Raw genomic sequence first — 23508 nt, 5'->3', positions numbered from 1 at the left:
AAAGTAGCCATCAATGCGTGTATGCACAAACTGCTGAGAATACTGAACGCACGGGTACGCGACTATCTGTGTTCAGACGGCCTGCAATGCGCTTGATTAACCGTGTTTGATGTTGCTGACTGACGAGTTGGCAACACAGTTGCTATCTGATCACCACATCGTTCGGCAAATCGTCTGCGGCTGTGCCGCCGTTGCGCGAGAAATGTGCGGTTAGAATGGCGTTTACTTCCTGCAAGCCGCTTTCCAAACCTTCTACGAACGCCCCGCGCTTAAACGCTTCGCGCATGGTTTCGCAAACGTGCCGCCATTCGTCTTCACCCACTTTGGCGGCGATGCCGCGGTCGGCCGCCACTTCGACGGCATGGTCGGCAAACAACACATACACCAGCACGCCGATGTTAAGCTCGGCATCCCACACGCCTAATTCTCCGAACCATTGCCAAGCACGGGTGCGGGGTTGCAGGCCGCCCAACACGGCGCTGCTTGGGTAGCGCGATTCAACTACAAAGCGTATCTGCCCTTGGTGATGTAGCTCGGATTCGCCGATATGGCGGCTGATGCGCTGTAAATCGGCGGTGGGAAAATACCGCTCGACACGGGCGCGCGGGTGCAGCCAATGCTGCCATAAGCGTTTGAATTTGTTTTGTTCCATTACCAACCTCCCGATGCGCCGCCGCCGCCGAAGCCGCCTCCGCCGCCGCTGAAACCGCCTCCGCCGAAGCCGCCGCTGCTCCAGCCGCCGCCCCCGCGCGAACCGCCGCCGAAGCCCCCTCCGCCAAAACCGCCGCCTCCCGAAATAAACGCCCCGCTGCCGATAATAAAGGCCAGCACCGCACCGACCACGGCGGCCAGCACGCCGATTACCAGCCCCCAGCCGAGCAGCATGGCCGCACCAAACATCACGCCGCCGGTAAACAGGCTGCCCAGCGTACGCCCGAAGATGGCTTTTAAAAAGCCGCCGGCGATAAACGGCAGGATAAACAGCAGAATCAGGCTGTCGCCGCCGCCCTCCCCGTTGCTTTCGTTCTGCGCTTCCGGCAGTTGTTCGCCGGCAATCAGTTTCTCAATCTGCACCACGGCGGCGCTGATGCCTTCGTCGGTTTTGCCTTCGCGCAGATAGGGGCGTAGAACGTCTTCGAGAATGCGTTTGGCGTACACGTCGGGAATCGCGCCTTCCAGGCCGCGGCCTACGGCCAGATGGGTTTTGCGCTCGTCGCGCACGAGCAGCAGCAGCACGCCGTCGCTGTGCTGTTCACGGCCGATTTTCCATTGCTCCATCACGCGCGCGGAATAGTCGAACGGGGTTTCCGGCTCGATTTTGGGCACGGTCAGCACCACAATCTGGCTGCCTTTTTCGCGGCTGTATTGCAGCAGATGCGCGTTGAGTTCCTGCCGCGCCTGCGGCTGCATCATCTGTGCCGTATCCATCACGGGATCGGTAAGCTGGGGCACGGCGGCAAGCTCGGCGGCAAACAGCCACACGCTGGCCAGCAGCATGGCGGCGAAAACGCCGATTCGCTGTATTACGGATTGCATGGCTTTCCTTTCCAATCGTTTTTTCAGACGGCCTGCCGGCTCGGTAAGGCTGTCTGAAAAACTTTTGCTCCGGCGGTGCAGGCAAAAAATGTTTTCAGACGGCCCAAACGTTAAAACTCGACTTTGGGCGCGGTGGATACGGCTTTTTCGTTTTCAACCGTAAATTGCGGGCGCGCTTTCATGCCGAAGATTTTGGCGGTGATGTTTTGCGGAAACTGGCGCAGGGTGGTGTTATAAGTCTGCACCGCTTTGATGTAGTTGTTGCGCGCGAGCGTAACGCGGTTTTCCGTGCCTTCGAGCTGGGCTTGCAGGTCGCGGAAGTTTTGGTCGGCTTTAAGCTGCGGGTAGTTTTCGGAAACCACCAGCAGGCGTGACAGGACGCTGCTCAATTCACCCTGCGCCTGCGCGTATTGCTTGAGTTTTTCTTCGTTGGTGGCATCATCGGCAGTCATCTGGATGCTGCCCACTTTGCTGCGCGCAGCGGTTACTTCGGTGAGCACCTGCTCTTCGTGTTTGGCGTAACCTTTAACGGTGTTGACCAGGTTCGGAATCAAATCGGCGCGGCGCTGGTATTGGTTGAGCACTTCCGACCAAGCCGCATTGGCCGCTTCGTCTTGCGTTTGCATAGTGTTGTAGCCGCAGCCGTTAAGGGCGAACAGCGAGGTGAATACGGCGATAATGGCCAGCCATTTTTTCAACATGGGGAGTCTCCGTGAAAAAAATAATTTAAAGGGTTTCAGACGGCCTGAAATTATCGGGGCCGTCTGAAAACGTTAGGAGTATATAGAAAAGCACCCTGCCGAAAAACCCTAAGCGACAAACGGTTGTTGTGCGCTTTGGCCGTTTGCCGATACAATTACCGCCGATTACATTAACCGCAGAAATCCATCCATGCAGAAAAACACCGTGTTCGTTACCGGCGGCGCCGGCTTTATCGGCTCCGCGCTTATCCGCCACCTGATTGAAAACACCGACGCCAAAGTGGTGAACATCGACAAACTCACCTACGCAGGCAACCTGCAATCGCTGGAAAGCGTGGCCGCCAACCCGCGCTATGTGTTTTCGCACACCGACATCTGCGACCGCGCCGCACTCGATGCACTGTTTGCCGAACACCGGCCGCGCGGCGTGCTGCATCTGGCCGCCGAAAGCCATGTCGACCGCAGCATCACCGGCCCCGCCGCCTTTATCGAAACCAACATCGTCGGCACCTACACCCTGCTCGAAGCCGCGCGCCAATATTGGAACACGCTCGCCGAGCAAGACAAGCCGCAGTTCCGCTTCCACCACATTTCCACCGACGAAGTGTTCGGCGACCTGCACGGCACCGACGATTTGTTTACCGAAACCACACCCTACGCGCCCAGCAGCCCCTATTCGGCCAGCAAAGCCTCCAGCGACCACCTCGTGCGCGCCTGGCAGCGCACCTACGGCCTGCCCGCAGTGCTCACCAACTGCTCCAACAACTACGGCCCCTACCACTTTCCCGAAAAGCTGATTCCGCTGATGATACTGAACTGTTTGGCAGGCAAACCCCTGCCCGTTTACGGCGAAGGCAAACAAATCCGCGACTGGCTCTATGTGGAAGACCACGCCCGCGCCTTGTGGACGGTGTTCACCCGCGCCGAAAACGGCGAAAGCTACAACATCGGCGGCCATAACGAGCGGCAGAATATCGACGTAGTGCGCACCATCTGCGCCATTCTCGACGAAATCCGGCCCGTTGCCGACAACCCCGCCGTGGCAGGCCGCATCGCATCGTATGCCGAACTGATCACCCACGTTGCCGACCGCCCCGGCCACGACGTGCGCTACGCCATCGACGCCGCCAAAATCGCACGCGACTTGGTCTGGAAGCCGCAGGAAACCTTTGAAAGCGGCATACGCAAAACCGTGCAATGGTATCTGGACAACGAAAACTGGTGGCAGGCCGTGCTTGACGGTTCGTATCAGGGCGAACGTTTGGGCTTGGTATAAAAAACAGATGGTTTTCAGACGGCCTGTTACCGCACAAACATTCGAATACCCGAGGCCGTCTGAAAAAACAACGAAAAGAATAAAGAAAAGGAACAACATGAAAGGCATTATTCTGGCCGGCGGCTCCGGCACCCGCCTTTACCCGATTACCCGAGGCGTGTCGAAACAACTGCTGCCCGTTTACGACAAACCCATGATCTACTACCCGCTCTCAGTGCTGATGCTCTCCGGCATCCGCGACGTGCTGGTCATCTCCACCCCGGAAGACATGAGTGGCTACCAACGCCTGCTCGGCGACGGCAGCGACTTCGGCATCCGCATCAGCTACGCCGTCCAGCCCAGCCCCGACGGCCTCGCGCAAGCCTTTCTTATCGGCGAACAGTTTATCGGCAACGACCGTGTGTGTTTGGTGCTGGGCGACAACATCTATTTCGGCGAACATTTCAGCAACAAACTCGCGGCCGCCGTCTCACGCGAAAACGGCGCCACCGTGTTCGGCTACCAAGTGGCCGACCCCCAACGCTTCGGCGTGGTCGAGTTCGACGAAAACTTCAAAGCCGTTTCCATCGAAGAAAAACCCGCCAAACCCAAATCCAACTACGCCGTTACCGGCCTGTATTTCTACGACAACGATGTCGTCCAAATCGCCAAACAAATCAAACCCTCGCCGCGCGGCGAGCTGGAAATCACCGATGTCAACCAAACTTATCTCGCCCAAGGCCGTCTGAACGTAGAGCTGCTCGGCCGCGGCTTTGCCTGGCTCGACACCGGCACCCACGACAGCCTGCTCGAAGCCGCCCATTTCGTGCACACCATCGAAAGCCGCCAGGGCCTGAAAGTGGCCTGCCTGGAAGAAATCGCCTTTAAAAAAGGCTGGCTGACCGCCGAACAGCTCGAAGCCTGCATTCAGCCGCTGGCCAAAACCGGCTACGGCCAATACCTGCAAAAACTGCTCGACGGCAGCCGCAGGATTTAAACCGGCTTCCGTTCAGACGGCCTGCCTGCCGTTTAAACAGGCGGCCTGAAACAACTAACCGCTTTCCGAAAAGAACCCATCATGCAGATTATCGACACCGTTATTGCCGACGTTAAAATCATCCAACCCAAAGTGTTCGGCGACGAGCGCGGCTTTTTTCTCGAAACCTTCGAAAAAAACCGCTACCGCGAGATGCTCGGCATCGAAGCCGATTTCGTGCAAGACAACCACTCGCGCTCGCAAAAAGGCGTGCTGCGCGGCCTGCACTTCCAAACCGAAAACCCGCAGGGAAAACTGGTGCGCTGCGTGCGCGGCGAAGTGTTCGACGTGGCCGTAGACATCCGCCCCGACTCCCCCACTTTCGGCAAATGGGCGGGCGTGATTCTCAACGAAGACAACAAAACCCAATTCTGGATTCCACCCGGCCTCGCCCACGGCTTCGCCGTATTGAGCGACACCGCCGACTTCGAATACAAATGCACCGATTTCTACAACCCCAAAGCCGAAGGCTGTCTGATTTGGAACGATCCCGCCGTCGGCATCGACTGGCCGCTGCAAAACCCGCTGCTCTCCGCCAAAGACCAGCAAGGCAAAACCCTGGAGGAACTGTTTAAATGAGAATTCTGCTTACCGGCTCCAAAGGCCAACTCGGCCGCTGCTTCAAAGACCGCCTGCCCGAAGATTGGGAAATCATCGCCGCCGACTCGGCCACGCTCGACATCACCGACGCCGCCGCCGTACTGAACATGGCGCGCAGCTTCCAACCCGACGCCATCGTCAACGCCGCCGCCTACACCGCCGTTGACCAGGCCGAAAGCGAGCACGACAAAGCCTTCACGGTAAACGGCACCGCCGTACACAACCTCGCCGCCGCCGCCCGCACGGTGAAAGCCCGCTTTATCCATGTTTCCACCGATTACGTGTTCGGCGGAAACAGCAAAACGCCCTACACCGAAACCTCGCTGCCCGAACCGGCCGGTGTGTACGGCAAATCCAAACTGGCAGGCGAATTGCTGGCACTGGCCGCCCACCCCGACAGCGTTATCCTGCGCACCGCCTGGGTGTTCAGCGAACACGGCAATAATTTCGTTAAAACCATGCTGCGCCTGGCCGCCGAACGCAGCGAGCTTTCGGTGGTTAGCGACCAAATCGGCAACCCCACCTACGCCGGCGATTTGGCACAAGCCATGATCGATATGCTCCGCCGCCCCGCCGCACCCCGCGGCATCTACCACTTCTGCGGCGACAAACCCGTAAGCTGGTATGAGTTTGCCGAGCGCATTTTCCAAACCGCCGCCGGCCACAACCCGGATTTCAAAGCTCCCGTGCTGCACGCCATCGGCACCGAAGCCTACCCCACCCCCGCCCCGCGCCCGTCATACAGCGTGCTCGACTGCAATAAAATCCGCACCGAGCTGGATATCGCCCCTTCCGACTGGCAAAAAGCCTTAGGCGAAGTGGTCAAACAATTGGCCGGATAAACCACCGTGCGTCAGCTTGGTAAAAAGAGAGGCCGTCTGAAAATGCCCGGCCTCACTTTAAAACAAACGCTTTAAAACAAACAAAAGGGTTGGATTACCAACCCTTTTGTTTTGCCTGCCGGCAAACTGCCGCTACTGGCGGTAGTGTTTCAAAAAGCGCGCCAGCTTGCCCATGGCTTCTTCGATTTGGTGGGCATAGGGCAGCGTTACCACGCGGAAGTGGTCGGGGCGTATCCAGTTGAAACCCGTGCCCTGCACCAGCAGCACCTTCTCCTGCAACAGCAAATCGTAGATAAATTTGGCATCGTCTTTAATGCTGTACATTTCCGTGTCGATTTTCGGAAACAGATACATCGCGCCTTTCGGTTTCACGCAACTGATGCCGGGAATTTGAACAAGCATTTCGTAGGCTTTGTTACGCTGCTCCAGCAGGCGGCCTCCGGGCAAGATAAATTCGTTGATGCTCTGATAGCCGCCCAATGCGGTTTGGATGGCGTGCTGCATGGGTGTGTTGGCGCATAAACGCATCGAAGCGAGCATGTCCAAGCCCTCGATATAGCCTTTAGCGTGGTGTTTGGGGCCGTTGAGCACCATCCAGCCCATACGGAAACCGGCCACGCGGTAGGCTTTGGAAAGGCCGTTGAAGGTGATGGTGAGCAAATCGGGGGCGAGTGCGGCGATGTGGTGGTGTTGCGCGCCGTCGTAAAGGATTTTGTCGTAAATTTCGTCGGCGAAAATAATCAGCCCGTGGCGGCGCGCCAACTCGGTAATCTGCAACAGGATTTCTTTGCTGTATACCGCGCCCGTGGGGTTGTTGGGGTTAATCACCACGATGGCTTTGGTGTTGGGCGTGATTTTTGCTTCCATGTCGGCGAGATCGGGAAACCATTCGTTTTCTTCGTCGCACAGATAATGGCGCACGGTGCCGCCGGCCAGCGTGGCCGCCGCCGTCCACAAAGGATAGTCGGGCGCGGGAATCAGGATTTCGTCGCCGTCGTTAAGCAGCGCCTGCATCGACATGGTGATCAGCTCGGATACGCCGTTGCCGATATACACGTCGTTTACGGTGATGCTGCGCAAATCTTTGGTTTGGTAATAATGTACGATGGCTTTGCGGGCGGAATACAGCCCTTTGGAATCGCAATAGCCTTGCGAAGTGGGCAGGTTGCGGATAACGTCGACCAAAATTTCATCGGGCGCTTCAAAGCCGAAAGGTGCGGGGTTGCCGATATTGAGTTTTAAGATTTTATGTCCTTCTTCTTCAAGGCGCAGGGCTTCTTTGTGTACGGGACCGCGGATGTCGTAGCATACTTGGTCGAGTTTGGAGGATTTGGGAAAACGGTCCATGATGTTGCAACTTAATCTTGTGAAATGAATGGCCGTAAATGTACCGCGTTTACGGTGCGCTGCAAAGATGCCCGCAACAATATTTTGTATTTTGCACCGGCTTGGCGGCAGAAAGGCCGATGAATTTGCAAAATCCGCCGGCGTTTTAAAATCTCGGCGTTATGCCCGGGTTTGGCAAAGCTGTTATTAAGCAATCAGTTTTGCCCTGCAAAATCCGATCAGGCCGTCTGAAAAGAATTTTTTCAGACGGCCTGAAACGTTTCTCACAACCCCAGCGCGTCGGCGTGGAACTCGATATGGCTGTCGATAAAGGTGGCAATAAAATAATAACCGTGGCCGTAGCCTTCGCGCAGATTGAACTGCACATTAAAACCGTTGCCGCGCGCGGCATTCACAAATGCCTGCGGTTGCAGATCATGCGGATAAAACTCGTCGGCACTGCCTTGGTCTATCAATACCGGCAGTTTTTTAACGGCGGTTTTGACAAGCTCGGTGCTGTCGTATTGCGCCCATATTTCGGGGTTATCGCCCAAATAGGCAGCAAAGGCTTTCTGCACCCACGGCGTTTGGCTCGGGTTGGCAATCGGCGCAAAGGCGGAAACCGCCGCATAACGCCCGGGGTTTTTCAGGGCAATCTGCAAAGCGCCGTGGCCGCCCATGCTGTGGCCGGCGATGCTGCGCTGACCGTTCACGGGAAAATGCGCTTCGATTAAGGCAGGCAGCTCGTGCACGATATAGCTGTACATCTGATAATTCGCCGCCCACGGCTCGCGGGTGGCGTCTAAATAAAAACCTGCGCCCTGCCCCAAATGATAAGCGTCATCATCGGCCACGCCTGCACCGCGCGGCGAAGTGTCGGGCATAACCAGGGCGATGCCCCACTGTGCGGCGAAACGCTGCGCGCCCGACTTGGTGGAAAAATTCTCATCGGTGCAGGTTAAGCCCGATAACCAGTATAAAACCGGCACACGGTAACCTTGCAGCGCCTGCGGCGGCAGATAAACGGCGAAAGTCATTTCGCATTGGTTGGCATCGGAAAAATGGCGGTAGCGCTCATGGCTGCCGTTAAACATTTTGTTGCGGGAAATCAGGGTTAATGCACTCATTTTTTGCTGCTTTCATAATATTTCAGACGGCCTGTGCAACCGATACGGCAGGCCGTCTGAAAAAAATCCTATCGATACAAACTGCCGCTACGGCTTACACCGCCACCGCAGCTTTGATGTGCGGGTGCGGGTCGTAGCCGGTTAATTCGAAATCTTCAAACTTGAAGTCAAACAGGTTTTTCACTTCGGGGTTGAGCTTCATCTGCGGCAGCGGGCGCGGTTCGCGGGTAAGCTGCAACTCGGCCTGCTCGAAATGGTTGCTGTATAGGTGGGCGTCGCCGAAGGTATGCACAAACTCGCCCGCCTGCAAGCCGCACACTTGCGCCAGCATCAGGGTAAGCAGCGCGTAGCTGGCGATATTGAACGGCACGCCGAGGAAAATATCGGCGCTGCGCTGGTAAAGCTGGCACGAGAGTTTGCCGTTTGCCACATAAAACTGAAACAGCGCGTGGCACGGCGGCAGGGCCATTTCGTCAACCAACGCGGGGTTCCATGCGGAAACAATCAGGCGGCGGCTGTCGGGATTTTTTTTGATTTGGTCAATCAGGTTGGCGATTTGGTCGATATGGCGGCCGTCGGGCGCGGGCCAACTGCGCCATTGGTAGCCGTAAACGGGGCCTAAGTCGCCGTTTTCGTCGGCCCATTCGTCCCAAATCGAAACATTGTTGTCTTTCAAATATTTGATGTTGGTGTCGCCTTTTAAAAACCACAACAGCTCGTGGATAATCGAGCGCAGGTGCAGCTTTTTGGTGGTGAGCAGCGGAAAGCCTTCGCTTAAATCGAAGCGCATTTGGTAGCCGAACACGGAGCGGGTGCCGGTGCCGGTGCGGTCGGATTTGTCGGTGCCGTGTTCGAGCACATGGCGCATCAGGTCTAAATAGGCTTTCATGGGTTTCCTTAATTTCCTTAACTTAAATGGGCGGTATCCGGTTTTCAGACGGCCTTTGAGGGCGGGCGGGGCATTGTACCACTTTGCCCGCCATTTGTTCCGGCACCCGCTTCCAGAAGGGGCGTTTTGATACCGCCATACGGAATAATGTCAACAATCTGCCTAAATTTTTCTTGGCAAAACACCTCAAAGGCGTTTATATTACGACACATTCTAAAATTTCTTAACCTCTCTTAAATCACTGTTTTATCTAAAAGGTAGGAGAACTTTACCATGTCTGCAAACCTCAATGCCCTGTTTGAGCAAATCAAACAGCGCGACCCCAACCAACCCGTTTTCCACCAAGCCGTTGAAGAAGTGTTCGGCAGCCTCGCCCCTTTCTTGGCGAAAAACCCGCAATACACCTGCCACGGCCTGCTGGAGCGCATCGTCGAACCCGAACGCGTGATTATGTTCCGCGTATCGTGGGTGGATGACAAAGGCCAAGTGCAAGTGAACCGCGGCTACCGCGTGCAGATGAACTCGGCCATCGGCCCCTACAAAGGCGGCCTGCGCTTCCACCCCACCGTGGATTTGGGCGTGCTGAAGTTTTTGGCATTCGAGCAGGTGTTTAAAAACGCGCTCACCACGCTGCCGATGGGCGGCGGCAAAGGCGGCTCCGACTTCGACCCCAAAGGCAAGAGCGACGGCGAAGTGATGCGTTTCTGCCAAGCCTTTATGAGCGAACTCTACCGCCATATCGGTGCCGACACCGACGTGCCCGCCGGCGACATCGGCGTGGGCGGCCGCGAAATCGGCTTTTTGTTCGGCCAATATAAAAAGCTGCGCAACGAATTCACTTCGGTGCTTACCGGCAAAGGCCTAGTGTACGGCGGCAGCCTGATCCGCCCCGAAGCCACCGGCTACGGCACGGTTTATTTTGCCGACAGTATGCTGAAAACCAAAGGCAACAGCATGGCGGCCAAGAAAGTTTTGATTTCCGGCTCCGGCAATGTGGCGCAATACGCCGCCGAAAAAGCGATTCAGCTCGGCGCGAAAGTGCTGACCGTTTCCGATTCCAACGGCTTTGTGAAATTCGCCGACAGCGGCATGACCGAAGCGCAACTGGCGGCGTTAATCGAGCTGAAAGAAGTGCGCCGCGAACGTTTGTCGGTTTACGCCAAAGAGCAAGGCTTGGAATACTTTGCCGACCAAAAACCGTGGGGTGTGCCCTGCGATGTTGCCCTGCCCTGCGCCACCCAAAACGAGCTTGACGAAAACGATGCCAAAACCCTGCTCGCCAACGGCTGCTTCTGCGTGGCCGAAGGTGCGAATATGCCCTCTACGCTGGGCGCAGTCGAAGCGTTTGTTAAAGCCAAAATCCTGTATGCGCCGGGCAAAGCCTCCAATGCGGGCGGCGTGGCCACTTCGGGTTTGGAAATGAGCCAAAACCATATCCGCCTTTCTTGGACGCGCGAAGAAGTCGACCAACGCCTGTTCGGCATCATGGAAAACATCCACGAAAACTGCGTGGCCAACGGCAGCGAAGGCGGTTATGTGAACTATGTGAACGGCGCCAATATCGCGGGCTTCAAAAAAGTGGCCGAAGCCATGCTGGCGCAAGGCGTGGTTTAATCCGACCTGCCGTTTGGTTAAAGCAAACAAAGGCCGTCTGAAAATTTTCAGACGGCCTTTCGGTTTGATACCTTTGGTTTATTGGTTGTGCGGACGGCTGTCGGCCGCGCTGTGCACCGGCAGCTCGGGCACGGTGCGGGCGGATTCGGAAACCGAGCCGGACAAGGTATTCAAAAACGCCACGATGGCATCCACATCTTCTTTCGGCAGTTGCTTGCCCAGCTGCGCTTCGCCCATGATACCGACTGCTTTATCCAGCTCCCACACGCTGCCGTCGTGGAAATAGGGATAAGTGCGGGCCACATTGCGCAGGCCGGGCACGCGGAACACGAATTTGTCGTTTTCGGCTTTGGTTACTTCAAAGCGGCCTTCGTCGTGTTTTTTGCTGCCGGTAAACTGCCAGTAAGGGCCTTTGACCAAACCGAATTTCTGAAACGAATCGCCGCCCAGCGTTACGCCTTTGTGGCAGGCGATGCAGCCGTTGTTGATAAACGCACGCACGCCTTTGCGCTCGGTTTCGTTAAGCGCGCTGATATTGCCTTTGAGGTAGTCGTCCCACTTGGTGGGCGTGAGCAGCGTGCGCTCGAACGCGGCGATGGCATCGGTGATGTTGTCGAACGTTACCGCGCCGCCCTTGTCGGCATAGGCTTCTTTAAACATGGCCTGATATTCGGGAATCGCGGCGATTTTTTTCTCAACCGAGGCTTTGTCGGGGTTGGCCATTTCCACAGGGTTCAGCAGCGGCCCGCCTGCCTGCTCTTCAACCGTGGCGGCACGTCCGTCCCAAAACTGGCTGCCCAGCAGGGCGGCATTCAGAGCCGTGGGTGAGTTGCGGCCGCCGAACGCACCTTTGTGGCCTTGGCTGGTCGGCAAATTGTCCACACCCGCAGTAGCCAGGTTATGGCATGAGTTACAGCTTACTGTGTTGCCGCGCGACAAACGCGGTTCATACCAAAGCTGGCGGCCGAGTTTAACCTGCGCTGCGGTAAACGGGTGCGCTTTCTGCATTGCCGCCTCGTCGGGCAGCGGCTGAAACAACGACTGCGCCTGTTTCAACAGTTCTTTGTCTTCGGGCGACGCATTGCTGTTGTCGGGTGCGGCGGCAGAAGAAGCTGCCGAAGCCGCCGCCGGAGCAGATTCCGACGCTGCGGGTGCGGATGCCTGTCCCGACTGCTCTTCTCCTTTGCATGCCGCGAGCGCCAGCAACACGGCCAGAGCCAACCCGCCTTTTTTGAGAACGTGTTTCATGGTGGTTCCTTTATCTATCAAAAATTATTTTGGTTATGCGTTTTCACCATAATGCGGTTTATGGTTGCGGGCAGTATAAAAGTGCCGTTATCCGCCGTATTTGCGCGGCATCAATAATTTAACATTCCATTGGCTTTAATAATAATGCCGATAAAATTTGTAAAACGGCGGTTCGTGCGGGCAGATTACCTTACTTTTCTTAAAGCAAACTGAAGCAGGCCGATAAAGGCAGCAGGCCGTCTGAAAAGTTTTCAGACGGCCTGCTGCTTGATTGCTTAAACGAAGTTCCGAACCCGGCCGGGCAATGCCGCATCATTCTTTCTTACGCTTCGCCCGCGGATGCGCATCATCATAAACCTTTGCCAAATGGTCGAAATCGAGCTTGGTATAAATCTGCGTGGTCGATAACCGGCTGTGGCCGAGCAGCTCCTGCACCGCGCGGATATCCTGCGCCGATTGCAGCAGGTGGCTGGCGAAACTGTGGCGCAGCATATGCGGCGAAATATGCTGCGGGCTGCCGTGGCGCAGCGCCCAATCGCGCAGACGGTTTTGAATCTGGCGTATGCTCAGGCGGCGGCCCGCACGGCTGGTGAACAGCGCGGTTTCGCCCCCCGCCGCCGCCCGTTGCGGCAGGTAGGCCTTAACGGCTTCAATGCTTTTGCTACCCAGCGGCACGCGGCGCTGTTTGCCGCCCTTGCCGGTTACGCCCACCCAGCCTTCTTCAAGCAGAACATCTTCAATATCCAGCCCGTGCACTTCGCCCACGCGCAGGCCGCTGCCGTACATCAGCTCGAACAAGGCATGGTCGCGCACGCCCAAAGGTTCGCTATCGGTATCGTTATCGAGCAGGTTGTTAAGCGTTTCCTGCTCGAGTGCCTTGGGCAAACGCTCCGGCGGCTTGGGGGCGCGCAAACCTTCCGTCGGGTCTGCCGCCAGCAAGCCCTGCCGCACCAGCCAGCCGCAATACTGCCGCCAAGCCGACAGTTTGCGCGCCATGCTGCGTTGGTGTGCTTCAAGCTGCGACAGTTTTTTCAAAGCGGCTATGAAATGGCGGCGGTGCAGGGTTTCGCCGCCCGCGTCTTGCGGCATCAGCTTTTGAAGCTGGGCCAAATCGCGGCGGTAGGCCGCTACGGTGTGCGCCGACTTCCCCTGCTGCACCAGCATATTCAAATAGGGATCCTGATAATTGGCAAACTGTTCGAGCAACATGGTATCGAGGCCGTCTGAAAGCAAAGTATTCCAATCAATAATTTGATTATTATAGAAAAATAAAATTTATCGGTTAAAACCGTGGTAACAAGTGTATGATTTAGGTAAAATCAAAACGGTTTTCCGTTTACATTCGGCGCCATGCAGCCGCCCGCAGGGGCTTGCAACACGGTAGCCTTGCGCACGTTATTTCAAAGCCGCGCCGTTATTTTGTTTTGCGCCGATTATACAGAAAAGGCGCAGGCAGATAGCAAACGGCACCAGCAGTTGCGTTTTACCGAGCGGCTGCCGGTTTGTTTTCAGACGGCCTCAAACTCCTCTTCAGGCCCCGCATCAAACCCGCAGCCCGTGTTTCATCAACCTGATACGACGTTAGTGCAAAACCATGATTAGAATTAAAAAAGGGCTTGACCTGCCGATTGCGGGCAAGCCGGAACAAACCATCTACCCTGGCGCCTCCGTCGGCGAAGTGGCCGTACTCGGCGAAGAATATGTGGGTATGCGCCCTTCTATGAAGGTTCAGGAAGGCGACAAAGTTCAGAAAGGCCAAGTGCTGTTCGAGGATAAGAAAAACCCCGGCGTGGTGTTTACCGCCCCGGCCTCGGGCACGGTTACCGCCATCCACCGCGGCGAAAAACGGGTGTTGCAATCGGTGGTGATCGCCGTAGAAGGCAACGAACAAATTACATTCGAGCGTTACGCCCCCGAAGCCCTTAACCGCTTGAGCGGTGAGGAAATCCGCCGTAATCTGCTCGCTTCGGGTTTGTGGACGGCCTTCCGCACCCGCCCTTTCAGCAAAGTGCCCGCCGCAGACGCCGAGCCTGCCGCCATATTCGTCAACGCCATGGATACCAATCCGCTGGCCGCCGACCCGCAGGTGGTGGTACGGGAACGCGCCGACGACTTCACCCGCGGCTTATTAGTCTTGAGCCGCCTCACCGCCAATAAAATCCACGTCTGCAAAGCCGCCGGCGCCGATATTCCGGTTTCAGACGGCGGCAATATCGCCGTTCACGAATTCGGCGGCCCGCATCCGGCCGGTTTGTCGGGCACGCACATCCACTTTATCGAACCCGTCGGCGCTAACAAAACGGTGTGGACGGTCAACTATCAAGACGTTATCGCCATCGGCCATCTGTTTGCCACCGGCGAGCTGGACGTTTCGCGCGTGGTGTCGCTGGCCGGCCCGCAAGTCAAACAGCCGCGCCTGCTGCGCACGGTATTGGGCGCGAAAGTTTCCGAACTGACGGCGGGCGAACTGAAAGACGGCGAAAACCGCGTGATTTCCGGTTCGGTGCTCAACGGCGCCGCCGCCGCCGGCGCACACGATTATCTGGGCCGCTACCACAACCAAATCTCGGTGATTGCAGAAGGCCGCGCCAAAGAGCTGTTCGGCTGGGTGGTTCCCAGCGCCGACAAATACACGGTTACCCGCACCACTCTCGGTCATTTCTTAAAAAGCAAACTGTTCAACTTCACTTCGGCCGTTAACGGCGGCGAACGTGCGATGGTGCCCATCGGCACCTACGAGCGCGTGATGCCGCTGGACATCCTGCCCACCCTGCTGCTGCGCGATCTGATTGTCGGCGACACCGACAGCGCGCAGGCTTTGGGCTGCCTGGAGCTGGACGAAGAAGATTTGGCGCTGTGCAGTTTCGTCTGCCCGGGCAAATACGAATACGGCGCGCTGCTGCGCAATGTGCTGGACAAGATTGAGAAAGAAGGCTGAATATGGGATTGAAACATTTTTTTGAAAAAATCGAACCCGATTTCCTGCCCGGCGGCAAGCGTGAAAAATGGTATCCGCTCTATGAGGCGGTCGCCACCCTTCTCTATACGCCGGGTACGGTAACGCGCAAGGCTTCGCACGTGCGCGATGCGCTCGATTCCAAACGCATGATGATTATGGTGTGGATCGCACTGTTTCCGGCCATGTTCTACGGCATGTATAACGTCGGTGCGCAATCGATTGCCGCCGTCAACCACTTGGGGCTGCTGGAACAAAACATCGCCGCCGACTGGCATTATGCGCTGGCGCATTGGCTAGGCATCAATTTGGGTACCGACGCGGGCATTTTCAGCAAACTGTCGCTGGGCGCCATTTTCTTTCTGCCGATTTATGCGGTGGTATTCGCCGTGGGCGGCTTTTGGGAAGTGCTGTTTTCGGTTATCCGCAAACACGAAATCAACGAAGGTTTTTTCGTTACCTCGATTCTGTTCGCCCTAATCGTGCCCCCTACCCTGCCGTTGTGGCAGGCTGCGCTGGGCATCACTTTCGGCGTGGTGATGGCGAAAGAAGTGTTCGGCGGCACGGGTAAAAACTTTATGAACCCCGCGCTGGCCGGCCGCGCCTTTCTGTTTTTCGCCTACCCCGCCCAGATTTCCGGCGACGCCGTTTGGACGGCGGTGGACGGCTTCTCGGGTGCAACCGCGCTTTCGCAATGGGCCGTCGAAGGTGCTGCCGGTTTGAAACACACCGTTACCGGCCAGCCGATTACTTGGATGGATGCCTTTATCGGCAACCTGCCCGGCTCGATGGGCGAAGTTTCCACACTGGCATTGTTAATCGGCGGTGCGCTGATTGTGTTTGCCCGCATCGCTTCCTGGCGCATTATTGCCGGGGTGATGCTGGGCATGGTGGCCACTTCGCTGCTGTTTAACGCCATCGGTTCCGACACCAACCCCATGTTTTCCATGCCGTGGTATTGGCATCTGGTATTGGGCGGCTTTGCCATCGGTATGCTGTTTATGGCCACCGATCCGGTTTCCGCCTCGTTTACCAATGTCGGCAAATGGTGGTACGGTGCCTTAATCGGTGTGATGTGCGTACTGATCCGCGTGGTCAACCCCGCCTACCCCGAAGGCATGATGCTGGCGATTCTGTTTGCCAATCTGTTTGCGCCGATTTTGGATTATTTTGTTGTTCAGGCGAATATCAAACGCAGGAGGGTTCGCAATGGCTAAGTTTGATAAAGACAGCTTCGGCGGCACGCTGGCCGTTGTGGTTGCCGTCAGCCTGCTGTGTTCGGTGATCGTGGCCGGCGCGGCGGTGGGCTTGAAACCCGCCCAAAACGAGAAAAAGCTGCTCGACAAACAGAGAAATATTTTGGGCGCCGCCGGTCTGCTTTCAGACGGCACCGATGTACCCAAAGTGTATGCCGAGCGCGTCGAGCCGCGCATTGTGGATTTGGCCACCGGCGAATATGTGGAAGGCGTGAAAGACTTCGATGCCCGTGCCGCTGCCAAAGATCCGCAGCAAAGCGTGAGAATCAAACCCGAAGAAGATCTGGCCGGCATTCAAACCCGCGCCAAATACGCCGAAGTGTATCTGATTAAAGACGATTCCGGCAAAACCGGCCAAATCGTGCTGCCCATGCACGGCAGCGGCTTGTGGTCGGTGATGTACGGCTTCGTGGCGGTCAAACCCGACGGCAACACCGTTAACGGCCTCACTTATTACGAACAGGGCGAAACTGCCGGCTTGGGCGGCGAAATCGCCAATCCGTTGTGGCAAAAACATTTTGTCGGCAAAAAGCTGTATAACGAGCAGGGCGATGTCGCCATCCGCATCGGCAAAGGCGCTTCCTCCGACAAAGAGCACGGTGTGGACGGACTCTCCGGTGCCACCATGACCACCAAAGGCGTGCAGGGTTCGTTTCATTATTGGTTCAGCCAAAACGGCTTCGGCCCCTATCTGGCTAAAATCAAAGCAGGAGAATAATCATGGCTGACGCGAAACGTTTGAAGGAACTAATGTTTTCTCCGGTTGTGAAAAACAACCCGATTGCCTTGCAGATTCTCGGCGTGTGTTCCGCGCTGGCGGTAACCACCAAACTGGAAACCGCCGTAGTGATGGCTATTTCGGTGGCGTTGGTAACCGGCTTTTCGAGCTTTTTCATCTCGTTAATCCGCAACTATATCCCCAACAGCGTGCGCATCATCGTTCAGATGGCCATTATCGCTTCGCTGGTAACCCTGGTTGACCAGGTGTTGCAGGCATTTGCCTACGAATTGTCGAAACAGCTGTCGGTATTCGTCGGCCTCATCATCACCAACTGTATCGTGATGGGCCGCGCCGAAGCGTTTGCCATGAAAGAGCCGCCGCTGGAAAGCTTGGTCGACGGCTTGGGCAACGGCTTCGGCTACGGCGTGATTCTGGTGATTGTGGCCACCATCCGCGAGCTGATCGGCTCGGGCAAACTGTTCGGCATCACCATCATGCAAACCGTTCAAGACGGTGGCTGGTATCAGGCCAACGGCCTGTTTCTGCTGGCACCCAGCGCGTTCTTCATTATCGCCCTCATTATCTGGTGTCTGCGCACCTGGAAACCCGAGCAAGCGGAGAAATAATCATGGAACACTATCTGAGTATTTTTGTGAAATCCATATTTATCGAAAATATGGCGCTCTCCTTTTTCTTGGGGATGTGTACGTTTTTGGCGGTATCCAAAAAAATCTCCACCGCTTTCGGTTTGGGCGTGGCCGTTACCGTGGTATTGGCGATTTCGGTGCCGGCCAACCAACTGGTCTATTCGCTGGTGCTTAAAGACGGCGCCATCATGCCGGGGGTTGACTTAACCTTTCTGCGCTTCATCACCTTCATCGGCGTGATCGCCGCCATCGTGCAGATTCTGGAAATGATTCTGGACAAATACTTTCCCGCGCTCTACAACGCGCTGGGGATTTTCCTGCCCCTGATTACGGTAAACTGCGCCATTTTCGGCGGTGTGTCGTTTATGGTTCAGCGCGACTACAACTTCACCGAATCCATCGTGTACGGTACCGGCGCGGGCTTGGGCTGGATGCTGGCGATTGTGGCGCTGGCGGGCATTACCGAAAAATTGAAATACGCCGACGTGCCCAAAGGATTGCGCGGCTTGGGCATCACCTTCATCAGCGCCGGCCTGATGGCATTGGGTTTTCTGTCGTTTTCCGGCATACAGTTATAAGGAGGCTCGTGCATGGAAATCATTTTAGGCATCGTGATGTTCACCGTCATCATTTTGGCCTTGGCCGTGATGATTCTGCTGGCCAAATCCAAACTGGTCAGCTCCGGCGACATCACCATCACCATCAACGATGAAGACGACAAAACGATTACCGTGCCGGCCGGCGGCAAGCTCTTGGGCGCACTCTCGAGCAAAGGCATTTTCGTATCGTCCGCCTGCGGCGGCGGCGGCTCCTGCGGCCAATGCAAAGTGGTGGTGAAAAGCGGCGGCGGCGACATCCTGCCCACCGAGCTTTCCCACATCAGCAAGCGCGAAGCCAAAGAAGGCTGCCGCCTGTCGTGCCAGGTCAACGTGAAAAGCGATATGGACATCGCACTGCCCGAAGAAGTGTTCGGCGTGAAAAAATGGGAATGCACCGTTATTTCCAACGACAACAAAGCCACCTTCATCAAAGAGCTGAAGCTGGCGATTCCCGAAGGCGAAGAAGTGCCCTTCCGTGCCGGCGGCTACATCCAAATCGAAGCCGAACCGCACACTGTGGCCTATAAAGACTTCGACATTCCCGAGGAATACCACGAAGATTGGGATAAATTCAACCTGTGGCGCTACGTTTCCAAAGTGGACGAACCGATTGTGCGCGCCTACTCGATGGCCTCTTATCCCGAAGAAAAAGGCATCATCATGCTCAACGTGCGGATCGCCACCCCGCCGCCCAACAACCCCGACGTGCCGCCCGGCCAGATGTCGTCTTATATCTGGTCGCTCAAACCCGGCGACAAAGTAATCATTTCCGGCCCCTTCGGCGAATTTTTCGCCAAAGACACCGACGCCGAAATGGTGTTTATCGGCGGCGGCGCGGGCATGGCACCGATGCGCTCGCATATCTTCGACCAACTCAAGCGTTTGAAATCCAAGCGTAAAATCAGCTTCTGGTATGGCGCCCGCTCCAAACGCGAAATGTTTTATGTGGAAGACTTCGACACGCTGCAAGCCGAAAACGACAACTTCGAATGGCACGTTGCCCTTTCCGACCCGCAACCGGGCGACGATTGGGACGGCTATACCGGCTTTATCCACAACGTGATTTACGAAAACTACCTCAAAAACCACGAAGCGCCGGAAGACTGCGAATTTTATATGTGCGGCCCGCCGATTATGAACGCCTCGGTCATCAAAATGTTGAAAGATTTGGGCGTTGAAGACGAAAACATCTTGTTGGACGACTTCGGCGGCTAAGGTTGCCACGCAGCCATACCCATCAGGCCGTCTGAAAACCTTTTCAGACGGCCTGATGCCGTTTCTCCCCTCTTCTCAAAGAAACCATTATGCTCCACCACGCAAAAAACCTCATCTTCCGGCTGCTCGGCCTGCTGGCCGTATCGGCCGCCCTTTCCGCCTGCGGCGGCGCGCCCGAAATGGCCACCGTTACCGGCGAAACCATGGGCACCACCTACACGGTCAAATACCTTGCCAATCCCGGATCGCCCCTGCCCGACCCGAAACAAACCCAAGCCGGTTTCGACAAGATTCTGCAAGAAGTCAACCGGCAGATGTCCACCTACCAAACCGATTCCGAAATCAGCCGCTTCAACCGCATGAAAGCAAGCGAAGGCAGCATGACCGTTTCCGCCGACTTCGCCACCGTGCTGGCGGAAGCCGTGCGCCTGAACCGCCTTACCGGAGGCGCTTTGGACGTTACCGTCGGCCCGCTGGTAAACCTGTGGGGATTCGGGCCGGACAAAAATATCAGCCAAGCGCCGGCAGCCGCACAAATCAGCACCGCCGAAAAACTGGTGGGCATAGACAAAATCCGGCTGGAAACCAAGCCGTCTGAAACCGGCGCACGCCTGAGCAAACAGGCCGACGGCGTTTATTTAGACCTGTCTGCCATCGCCAAAGGCTTCGGCGTCGACAAATTGGCGCAGCATCTCGACAGCCTCGGCGTTCAAAACTATCTGGTCGAAATCGGCGGCGAATTGCGCGCCAAAGGCAAAAACCAGAAAAACGAAGCCTGGAGCGTGGGCATCGAGCAACCGCAGTTTGCCCAAAAACAGGCTGCGCAAATCGTGGTGCCGCTAAACAACCGCTCGCTTGCCACCTCAGGCGACTACCGCAATTTCCGCACCGACGCATCGGGCAAACGGCTTTCGCATATCATCGACCCCCAAAGCAAACAACCCATCAGCCATAACCTGGCTTCCGTGAGCGTAGTGGCCGACAACGCCATGACCGCCGACGGCCTCGCCACCGGCCTTTTCGTGATGGGCGAAGAAAAAGCGCTGGCCACCGCCGAAAAAAACCACCTGGCGGTATTTATGATTATCAAAACCGCCGACGGTTTTAAAACCGAAATGTCCTCCGCCTTCAAAGAAATAGTAAAATAGCCGCTGCAACGGCTTGGCAACGGCATCAGAAAGGATAACCCCATGAAAATCTTCTTGATCACCTTCTGTTTTTTCCTGCTGGTGATATTCGGCATGGCGCTGGGCTACATTTTCAAACGCCGCGAAATCAAAGGCAGCTGCGGCGGCATTTCCGCCCTCGGCATGGAAAAAGTCTGCGACTGCGACACCCCGTGCGCACGCCGCAAGGCCGAGTTGGCCAAACAGGGAAAAACGGTTTCGTAAGCACTGCTGCAAGACAACGCATTACTTTTCAGACGGCCTGAAAGCTTTATTTCAGGCCGTCTGAATTTTTGGTTGGGCAAGTTAGCAGTTATCTGCCGAAATTTTTATTGTGCGTAGGATATCAATGCTCGAGCCGAATGTCATATTGTTTTACGTTTTACGCAAACAGCGCAGTAAAACCATTACTCCTAGAATGACAAATGCCGCGAGATAAAGCACGCCGAATGTCATTTTCAGTGCGGTTAAATAGGGAATCAGGCTGATTAGTGTAGAAATTTGCGGAAATGAATGCAGCACCCAAAAAATGCAGACATTTTCTAAAAAATCAAAAACTGCCGCAATAACCGGCAACCATATAACAAATCTCCATTTGTGCAGGTTTAAAGTGTAGGTAAAATGGTGCAGGATTTGATGGTATGTGAAGGCAAACAGGACGATATAAAACATGTCCAATGGAATTTGCCGGTATTGATAATAGACGCCGCCTTCTTCGCCCAAATATTCCAATAGACGGATAGTATATTTCTGATCAAAAACCGGTTTTTCGTCAAAGAGTGCCATGCCGTTCGTATACGAATGCAACTCGGGAAGGGTAACGCCAAGCATCAGGGCATACACGGACATAGTAACAAACAAATACAGGAACAGCTTGTTTCGTTTAGACATAATCATGCTCCTTCGGCGTTGTGGAAACAATTGGTTTGACAGAGAATTATCATGCCGTGAAATGTGGTTTTTAGTCTATCCTATATTTTTTATGTGTGCTTGCACCGACTGGCGGGAAAATGTAGCCAAAACAGTTATGTCTTTTTTTCAGACGGCCTAAAACTTTTATCAAGTCTGAAGCCTTAGCAAAACCAATTACAACTTGAAAATATCCATATTCCGAGACCTTTTCAAAATATCTTAAGGCCGTCTGAAAAACATTTCAGACGGCCTTTCTAACCAACTCCGTTTTACCGTAATCAATCAATCATAGACGCTTCGGCAGGGCGTTGTTTGGTGTTGATACGCAAGGTGAAGAACGCAGCCAAGCCCAACAGCACGCCGGCACACATCATTGCATTAGTGGGATTGGCGCCCAACACATGATTGAAAATCGGGCCGAAGGTAACGGTTTCGATCAGCATCGGAATCACAATCATCATATTGATGATGCCCATATACACGCCGTAACGTTCTTGCGGCACTTCGGCCACGGCAATCAAAAACGGCACGCCCATAATCGAAGCCCAAGCGATACCGAAGCCTATCATCGGCAGGAACAGCATATATTTATTGGTGAGGTGCGGGAAAATCAACAGGGCAACGGCTGCCAGAATCAAACAGAGCGCGTGAACTTGTTTGGCGCTGTATTTTCTGGCCAATGCCATCAGGCCGAAAGCGGAAATAAAGGTAACGATGTTGTACCAGCCGTTCACCAAGCCTGTCCAGCCCACAGCCTGCTCGAAGCCGTGTTTGTCGGCGGGGGTGGCGTTCCACACCGATTTGGCGATGCTGAGGGTAACGTATTGCCAGTAGATAAACATGGCATACCATTGGAACAGATAAACCAAAGCAAGCTGCCACAGAGGTTTGGGCATTTCTTTGATGGCAAGGCCGATTTCTTTGACGGCGGGAATCAAACCGCGCGGTTTGGCACGCATTTCGGCCAGCTCTTCGTCGCTGGGGCGGTTTTCAGGGGTGGAAAGTACGGAAATCAACACTGAACCGATGGAGCAGACGGCACCGATATAGAACGAACCGTAAACCCAGTAAGGAATGCCGGATTCGGAGGTGCCGGTAATCCATTGCTGGAAGAAATACAGCGACACATTGGCCAACGTGATGCCCAAACCGGTAAACACAGACTGCATCAGAAAGCCGGTGGGCTGTTGGTTATCGGGCAGTTTGTCGGCGATAAACGCGCGGTAGGGTTCCATAGCGGTGTTGTTGCTGATATCCAGCAGCCACAGCATCAGCACAGCCATCCACAGCGCGGTAACGTGCGGATAGAAAAACAAACAGATACTGCACCCGATGGCGCCGATTAAGAAATAGGGGCGGCGGCGGCCGAGGCCGTTGACCCATGTGCGGTCGCTCAAAGCACCGATCAAAGGCTGCACCAGCAGGCCGGTTACGGGGCCGGCCATGTTGAGAATCGGCAGTTGGCCGGGGTCGGCATTCAGAAAGCTGAAAATCGGGTTAATGGCGGTTTGCTGCAAACCGAAACTGTATTGAATGCCGAAAAAACCGAAGTTCATCAGCATAATCTGGCGCAGCGTCATCGCCACACGGTGGTCTATTCTCATGATTGAAGACTCCTTGTAATTGAAAAACCTGAGAAAGTTTGTCCCGTGCGTGTGTGGTGAAGGTAAATCGCAGCCTTATTGTTCAGGCTTGTTTTGATTATCGGGTACGGCCGGTTTTGTTTTCTAAAGAACCGCCCTGCCCGCCGCGCGCATCAGCGGCAAACGGGCAAAGCGATGCCTTAAAACAGGTTTTTGATGGTGGTGACAGTTTGTTGTTATTGTTTTAATGAGAGACGGTTTTCAGACGGCCTGTAAATC

24 protein-coding genes are annotated in these 23508 nt (G+C 55.4%); 14 read left to right on the top strand and 10 right to left on the bottom strand.

Going from position 1 to position 23508, the window contains the following annotated elements; genetic code table 11:
• Nucleotides 1-142: 142 nt before the first annotated feature.
• The 3 genes from NQ012_RS08975 to NQ012_RS08965 form a co-directional block, all read right to left on the bottom strand.
• Nucleotides 143-652, bottom strand: coding sequence for a TPM domain-containing protein (locus NQ012_RS08975; RefSeq protein ID WP_257067268.1), 510 nt, complete (start codon nucleotides 650-652; stop codon nucleotides 143-145).
• Nucleotides 652-1536: a TPM domain-containing protein gene (locus tag NQ012_RS08970; protein ID WP_257067267.1), complete on the bottom strand. Its 885-nt coding sequence runs from the start codon at nucleotides 1534-1536 to the stop codon at nucleotides 652-654. The genes NQ012_RS08975 and NQ012_RS08970 overlap by 1 nt, the downstream gene beginning before the upstream one ends.
• Nucleotides 1537-1646: 110 nt before the next feature.
• Nucleotides 1647-2237, bottom strand: a complete 591-nt coding sequence (locus tag NQ012_RS08965; protein WP_257067266.1) for a LemA family protein — start codon at nucleotides 2235-2237, stop codon at nucleotides 1647-1649.
• 190 nt (nucleotides 2238-2427) lie between these two features.
• On the opposite strand from NQ012_RS08965, the gene rfbB reads away from it, so the two are divergent.
• The 4 genes from rfbB (at nucleotide 2428) to rfbD (ending at nucleotide 5970) form a co-directional block, all read left to right on the top strand.
• Nucleotides 2428-3513 carry a dTDP-glucose 4,6-dehydratase gene (rfbB, locus tag NQ012_RS08960; protein WP_257067264.1) on the top strand — a complete coding sequence of 362 codons (1086 nt, stop codon included), beginning with the start codon at nucleotides 2428-2430 and terminating at the stop codon, nucleotides 3511-3513.
• Nucleotides 3514-3610: 97 nt separating this feature from the next.
• Nucleotides 3611-4489: a glucose-1-phosphate thymidylyltransferase RfbA gene (rfbA, locus tag NQ012_RS08955; protein ID WP_257067263.1), complete on the top strand. Its 879-nt coding sequence runs from the start codon at nucleotides 3611-3613 to the stop codon at nucleotides 4487-4489.
• An 81-nt stretch (nucleotides 4490-4570) separates the two neighbouring features.
• Complete coding sequence (gene rfbC / locus NQ012_RS08950) at nucleotides 4571-5107, top strand: dTDP-4-dehydrorhamnose 3,5-epimerase (protein WP_085365139.1); 537 nt, start codon at nucleotides 4571-4573, stop codon at nucleotides 5105-5107.
• Nucleotides 5104-5970, top strand: a complete 867-nt coding sequence (gene rfbD, locus NQ012_RS08945; protein WP_257067262.1) for a dTDP-4-dehydrorhamnose reductase — start codon at nucleotides 5104-5106, stop codon at nucleotides 5968-5970. The genes rfbC and rfbD overlap by 4 nt, the downstream gene beginning before the upstream one ends.
• Before the next feature lie 132 nt (nucleotides 5971-6102).
• Here rfbD and NQ012_RS08940 read toward each other — a convergent pair whose 3' ends face one another.
• The 3 genes from NQ012_RS08940 to NQ012_RS08930 form a co-directional block, all read right to left on the bottom strand.
• Nucleotides 6103-7317 carry a pyridoxal phosphate-dependent aminotransferase gene (locus tag NQ012_RS08940; RefSeq protein ID WP_257067261.1) on the bottom strand — a complete coding sequence of 405 codons (1215 nt, stop codon included), beginning with the start codon at nucleotides 7315-7317 and terminating at the stop codon, nucleotides 6103-6105.
• Between the two features lie 263 nt (nucleotides 7318-7580).
• Nucleotides 7581-8423, bottom strand: coding sequence for an S-formylglutathione hydrolase (gene fghA, locus NQ012_RS08935; RefSeq protein WP_257067260.1), 843 nt, complete (start codon nucleotides 8421-8423; stop codon nucleotides 7581-7583).
• Nucleotides 8424-8517: 94 nt separating this feature from the next.
• Nucleotides 8518-9312 (bottom strand): thymidylate synthase, encoded by a 795-nt coding sequence (locus NQ012_RS08930; RefSeq protein WP_257067259.1) that lies wholly within the window; start codon nucleotides 9310-9312, stop codon nucleotides 8518-8520.
• A 273-nt stretch (nucleotides 9313-9585) separates the two neighbouring features.
• On the opposite strand from NQ012_RS08930, the gene gdhA reads away from it, so the two are divergent.
• The gene (gene gdhA / locus NQ012_RS08925; protein WP_257067258.1) at nucleotides 9586-10926 is read left to right on the top strand and encodes an NADP-specific glutamate dehydrogenase; all 1341 of its coding nucleotides are present in this window, start codon (nucleotides 9586-9588) and stop codon (nucleotides 10924-10926) included.
• Between the two features lie 78 nt (nucleotides 10927-11004).
• On the opposite strand, the gene NQ012_RS08920 is transcribed toward gdhA, so the two are convergent.
• Both NQ012_RS08920 and NQ012_RS08915 read right to left on the bottom strand, forming a co-directional pair.
• Nucleotides 11005-12174: a cytochrome-c peroxidase gene (locus NQ012_RS08920; protein ID WP_257067257.1), complete on the bottom strand. Its 1170-nt coding sequence runs from the start codon at nucleotides 12172-12174 to the stop codon at nucleotides 11005-11007.
• Between the two features lie 312 nt (nucleotides 12175-12486).
• The gene (locus NQ012_RS08915; protein ID WP_257067256.1) at nucleotides 12487-13383 is read right to left on the bottom strand and encodes a tyrosine recombinase; all 897 of its coding nucleotides are present in this window, start codon (nucleotides 13381-13383) and stop codon (nucleotides 12487-12489) included.
• Nucleotides 13384-13524: 141 nt separating this feature from the next.
• On the opposite strand from NQ012_RS08915, the gene NQ012_RS08910 reads away from it, so the two are divergent.
• The 9 genes from NQ012_RS08910 (at nucleotide 13525) to nqrM (ending at nucleotide 20959) form a co-directional block, all read left to right on the top strand.
• Entirely contained in the window at nucleotides 13525-13776 is a 252-nt protein-coding gene (locus NQ012_RS08910) for a hypothetical protein (protein WP_257067255.1), read from the top strand.
• The gene (locus NQ012_RS08905; RefSeq protein ID WP_257067254.1) at nucleotides 13769-15112 is read left to right on the top strand and encodes a Na(+)-translocating NADH-quinone reductase subunit A; all 1344 of its coding nucleotides are present in this window, start codon (nucleotides 13769-13771) and stop codon (nucleotides 15110-15112) included. Before NQ012_RS08910 ends, NQ012_RS08905 begins: the two co-directional genes overlap by 8 nt.
• Nucleotides 15113-15114: 2 nt before the next feature.
• Complete coding sequence (locus NQ012_RS08900) at nucleotides 15115-16347, top strand: NADH:ubiquinone reductase (Na(+)-transporting) subunit B (RefSeq protein WP_257067253.1); 1233 nt, start codon at nucleotides 15115-15117, stop codon at nucleotides 16345-16347.
• A complete protein-coding gene (locus tag NQ012_RS08895; protein ID WP_257067252.1) occupies nucleotides 16340-17104 on the top strand; it encodes a Na(+)-translocating NADH-quinone reductase subunit C in 765 nt (254 codons plus the stop codon). The genes NQ012_RS08900 and NQ012_RS08895 overlap by 8 nt, the downstream gene beginning before the upstream one ends.
• A 2-nt stretch (nucleotides 17105-17106) precedes the next feature.
• A complete protein-coding gene (locus tag NQ012_RS08890; protein ID WP_257067251.1) occupies nucleotides 17107-17733 on the top strand; it encodes an NADH:ubiquinone reductase (Na(+)-transporting) subunit D in 627 nt (208 codons plus the stop codon).
• A 2-nt stretch (nucleotides 17734-17735) separates the two neighbouring features.
• Entirely contained in the window at nucleotides 17736-18332 is a 597-nt protein-coding gene (gene nqrE / locus NQ012_RS08885) for an NADH:ubiquinone reductase (Na(+)-transporting) subunit E (RefSeq protein WP_257067250.1), read from the top strand.
• Between the two features lie 12 nt (nucleotides 18333-18344).
• Nucleotides 18345-19568, top strand: coding sequence for an NADH:ubiquinone reductase (Na(+)-transporting) subunit F (gene nqrF, locus NQ012_RS08880; RefSeq protein ID WP_085365196.1), 1224 nt, complete (start codon nucleotides 18345-18347; stop codon nucleotides 19566-19568).
• A gap of 89 nt (nucleotides 19569-19657) precedes the next feature.
• Nucleotides 19658-20716, top strand: coding sequence for an FAD:protein FMN transferase (locus NQ012_RS08875; RefSeq protein WP_257067249.1), 1059 nt, complete (start codon nucleotides 19658-19660; stop codon nucleotides 20714-20716).
• A 42-nt stretch (nucleotides 20717-20758) separates the two neighbouring features.
• Nucleotides 20759-20959, top strand: a complete 201-nt coding sequence (gene nqrM, locus NQ012_RS08870; RefSeq protein WP_257067248.1) for a (Na+)-NQR maturation NqrM — start codon at nucleotides 20759-20761, stop codon at nucleotides 20957-20959.
• Nucleotides 20960-21109: 150 nt separating this feature from the next.
• On the opposite strand, the gene NQ012_RS08865 is transcribed toward nqrM, so the two are convergent.
• A complete protein-coding gene (locus NQ012_RS08865; protein WP_257067247.1) occupies nucleotides 21110-21625 on the bottom strand; it encodes a hypothetical protein in 516 nt (171 codons plus the stop codon).
• A 299-nt stretch (nucleotides 21626-21924) separates the two neighbouring features.
• A complete protein-coding gene (locus NQ012_RS08860; protein WP_257067246.1) occupies nucleotides 21925-23250 on the bottom strand; it encodes an MFS transporter in 1326 nt (441 codons plus the stop codon).
• Nucleotides 23251-23508: the final 258 nt, after the last annotated feature.

It is taken from the genome of Neisseria dentiae (genome assembly GCF_024580525.1).
GTDB lineage: Bacteria > Pseudomonadota > Gammaproteobacteria > Burkholderiales > Neisseriaceae > Neisseria > Neisseria dentiae_A.
Note: the sequence above shows the minus strand (reverse complement) of the source record. Positions and strands in the feature narration are given on the sequence as shown.

What these genes read in the sequence shown, in the direction of transcription:
- nqrF (WP_085365196.1), top strand. Translation starts at nt 18,345, where the DNA reads ATGGAAATCATTTTAGGCATCGTGATGTTCACCGTCATCATTTTGGCC.
- NQ012_RS08940 (WP_257067261.1), bottom strand. Translation starts at nt 7,317, where the DNA reads ATGGACCGTTTTCCCAAATCCTCCAAACTCGACCAAGTATGCTACGAC.
- NQ012_RS08895 (WP_257067252.1), top strand. Translation starts at nt 16,340, where the DNA reads ATGGCTAAGTTTGATAAAGACAGCTTCGGCGGCACGCTGGCCGTTGTG.
- NQ012_RS08865 (WP_257067247.1), bottom strand. Translation starts at nt 21,625, where the DNA reads ATGTCTAAACGAAACAAGCTGTTCCTGTATTTGTTTGTTACTATGTCC.
- NQ012_RS08930 (WP_257067259.1), bottom strand. Translation starts at nt 9,312, where the DNA reads ATGAAAGCCTATTTAGACCTGATGCGCCATGTGCTCGAACACGGCACC.
- NQ012_RS08910 (WP_257067255.1), top strand. Translation starts at nt 13,525, where the DNA reads ATGCAGCCGCCCGCAGGGGCTTGCAACACGGTAGCCTTGCGCACGTTA.
- rfbC (WP_085365139.1), top strand. Translation starts at nt 4,571, where the DNA reads ATGCAGATTATCGACACCGTTATTGCCGACGTTAAAATCATCCAACCC.
- nqrM (WP_257067248.1), top strand. Translation starts at nt 20,759, where the DNA reads ATGAAAATCTTCTTGATCACCTTCTGTTTTTTCCTGCTGGTGATATTC.
- NQ012_RS08975 (WP_257067268.1), bottom strand. Translation starts at nt 652, where the DNA reads ATGGAACAAAACAAATTCAAACGCTTATGGCAGCATTGGCTGCACCCG.
- rfbB (WP_257067264.1), top strand. Translation starts at nt 2,428, where the DNA reads ATGCAGAAAAACACCGTGTTCGTTACCGGCGGCGCCGGCTTTATCGGC.
- NQ012_RS08920 (WP_257067257.1), bottom strand. Translation starts at nt 12,174, where the DNA reads ATGAAACACGTTCTCAAAAAAGGCGGGTTGGCTCTGGCCGTGTTGCTG.
- rfbA (WP_257067263.1), top strand. Translation starts at nt 3,611, where the DNA reads ATGAAAGGCATTATTCTGGCCGGCGGCTCCGGCACCCGCCTTTACCCG.
- NQ012_RS08890 (WP_257067251.1), top strand. Translation starts at nt 17,107, where the DNA reads ATGGCTGACGCGAAACGTTTGAAGGAACTAATGTTTTCTCCGGTTGTG.
- gdhA (WP_257067258.1), top strand. Translation starts at nt 9,586, where the DNA reads ATGTCTGCAAACCTCAATGCCCTGTTTGAGCAAATCAAACAGCGCGAC.
- NQ012_RS08875 (WP_257067249.1), top strand. Translation starts at nt 19,658, where the DNA reads ATGCTCCACCACGCAAAAAACCTCATCTTCCGGCTGCTCGGCCTGCTG.
- NQ012_RS08965 (WP_257067266.1), bottom strand. Translation starts at nt 2,237, where the DNA reads ATGTTGAAAAAATGGCTGGCCATTATCGCCGTATTCACCTCGCTGTTC.
- NQ012_RS08860 (WP_257067246.1), bottom strand. Translation starts at nt 23,250, where the DNA reads ATGAGAATAGACCACCGTGTGGCGATGACGCTGCGCCAGATTATGCTG.
- fghA (WP_257067260.1), bottom strand. Translation starts at nt 8,423, where the DNA reads ATGAGTGCATTAACCCTGATTTCCCGCAACAAAATGTTTAACGGCAGC.
- rfbD (WP_257067262.1), top strand. Translation starts at nt 5,104, where the DNA reads ATGAGAATTCTGCTTACCGGCTCCAAAGGCCAACTCGGCCGCTGCTTC.
- NQ012_RS08915 (WP_257067256.1), bottom strand. Translation starts at nt 13,383, where the DNA reads ATGTTGCTCGAACAGTTTGCCAATTATCAGGATCCCTATTTGAATATG.
- NQ012_RS08970 (WP_257067267.1), bottom strand. Translation starts at nt 1,536, where the DNA reads ATGCAATCCGTAATACAGCGAATCGGCGTTTTCGCCGCCATGCTGCTG.
- NQ012_RS08905 (WP_257067254.1), top strand. Translation starts at nt 13,769, where the DNA reads ATGATTAGAATTAAAAAAGGGCTTGACCTGCCGATTGCGGGCAAGCCG.
- nqrE (WP_257067250.1), top strand. Translation starts at nt 17,736, where the DNA reads ATGGAACACTATCTGAGTATTTTTGTGAAATCCATATTTATCGAAAAT.
- NQ012_RS08900 (WP_257067253.1), top strand. Translation starts at nt 15,115, where the DNA reads ATGGGATTGAAACATTTTTTTGAAAAAATCGAACCCGATTTCCTGCCC.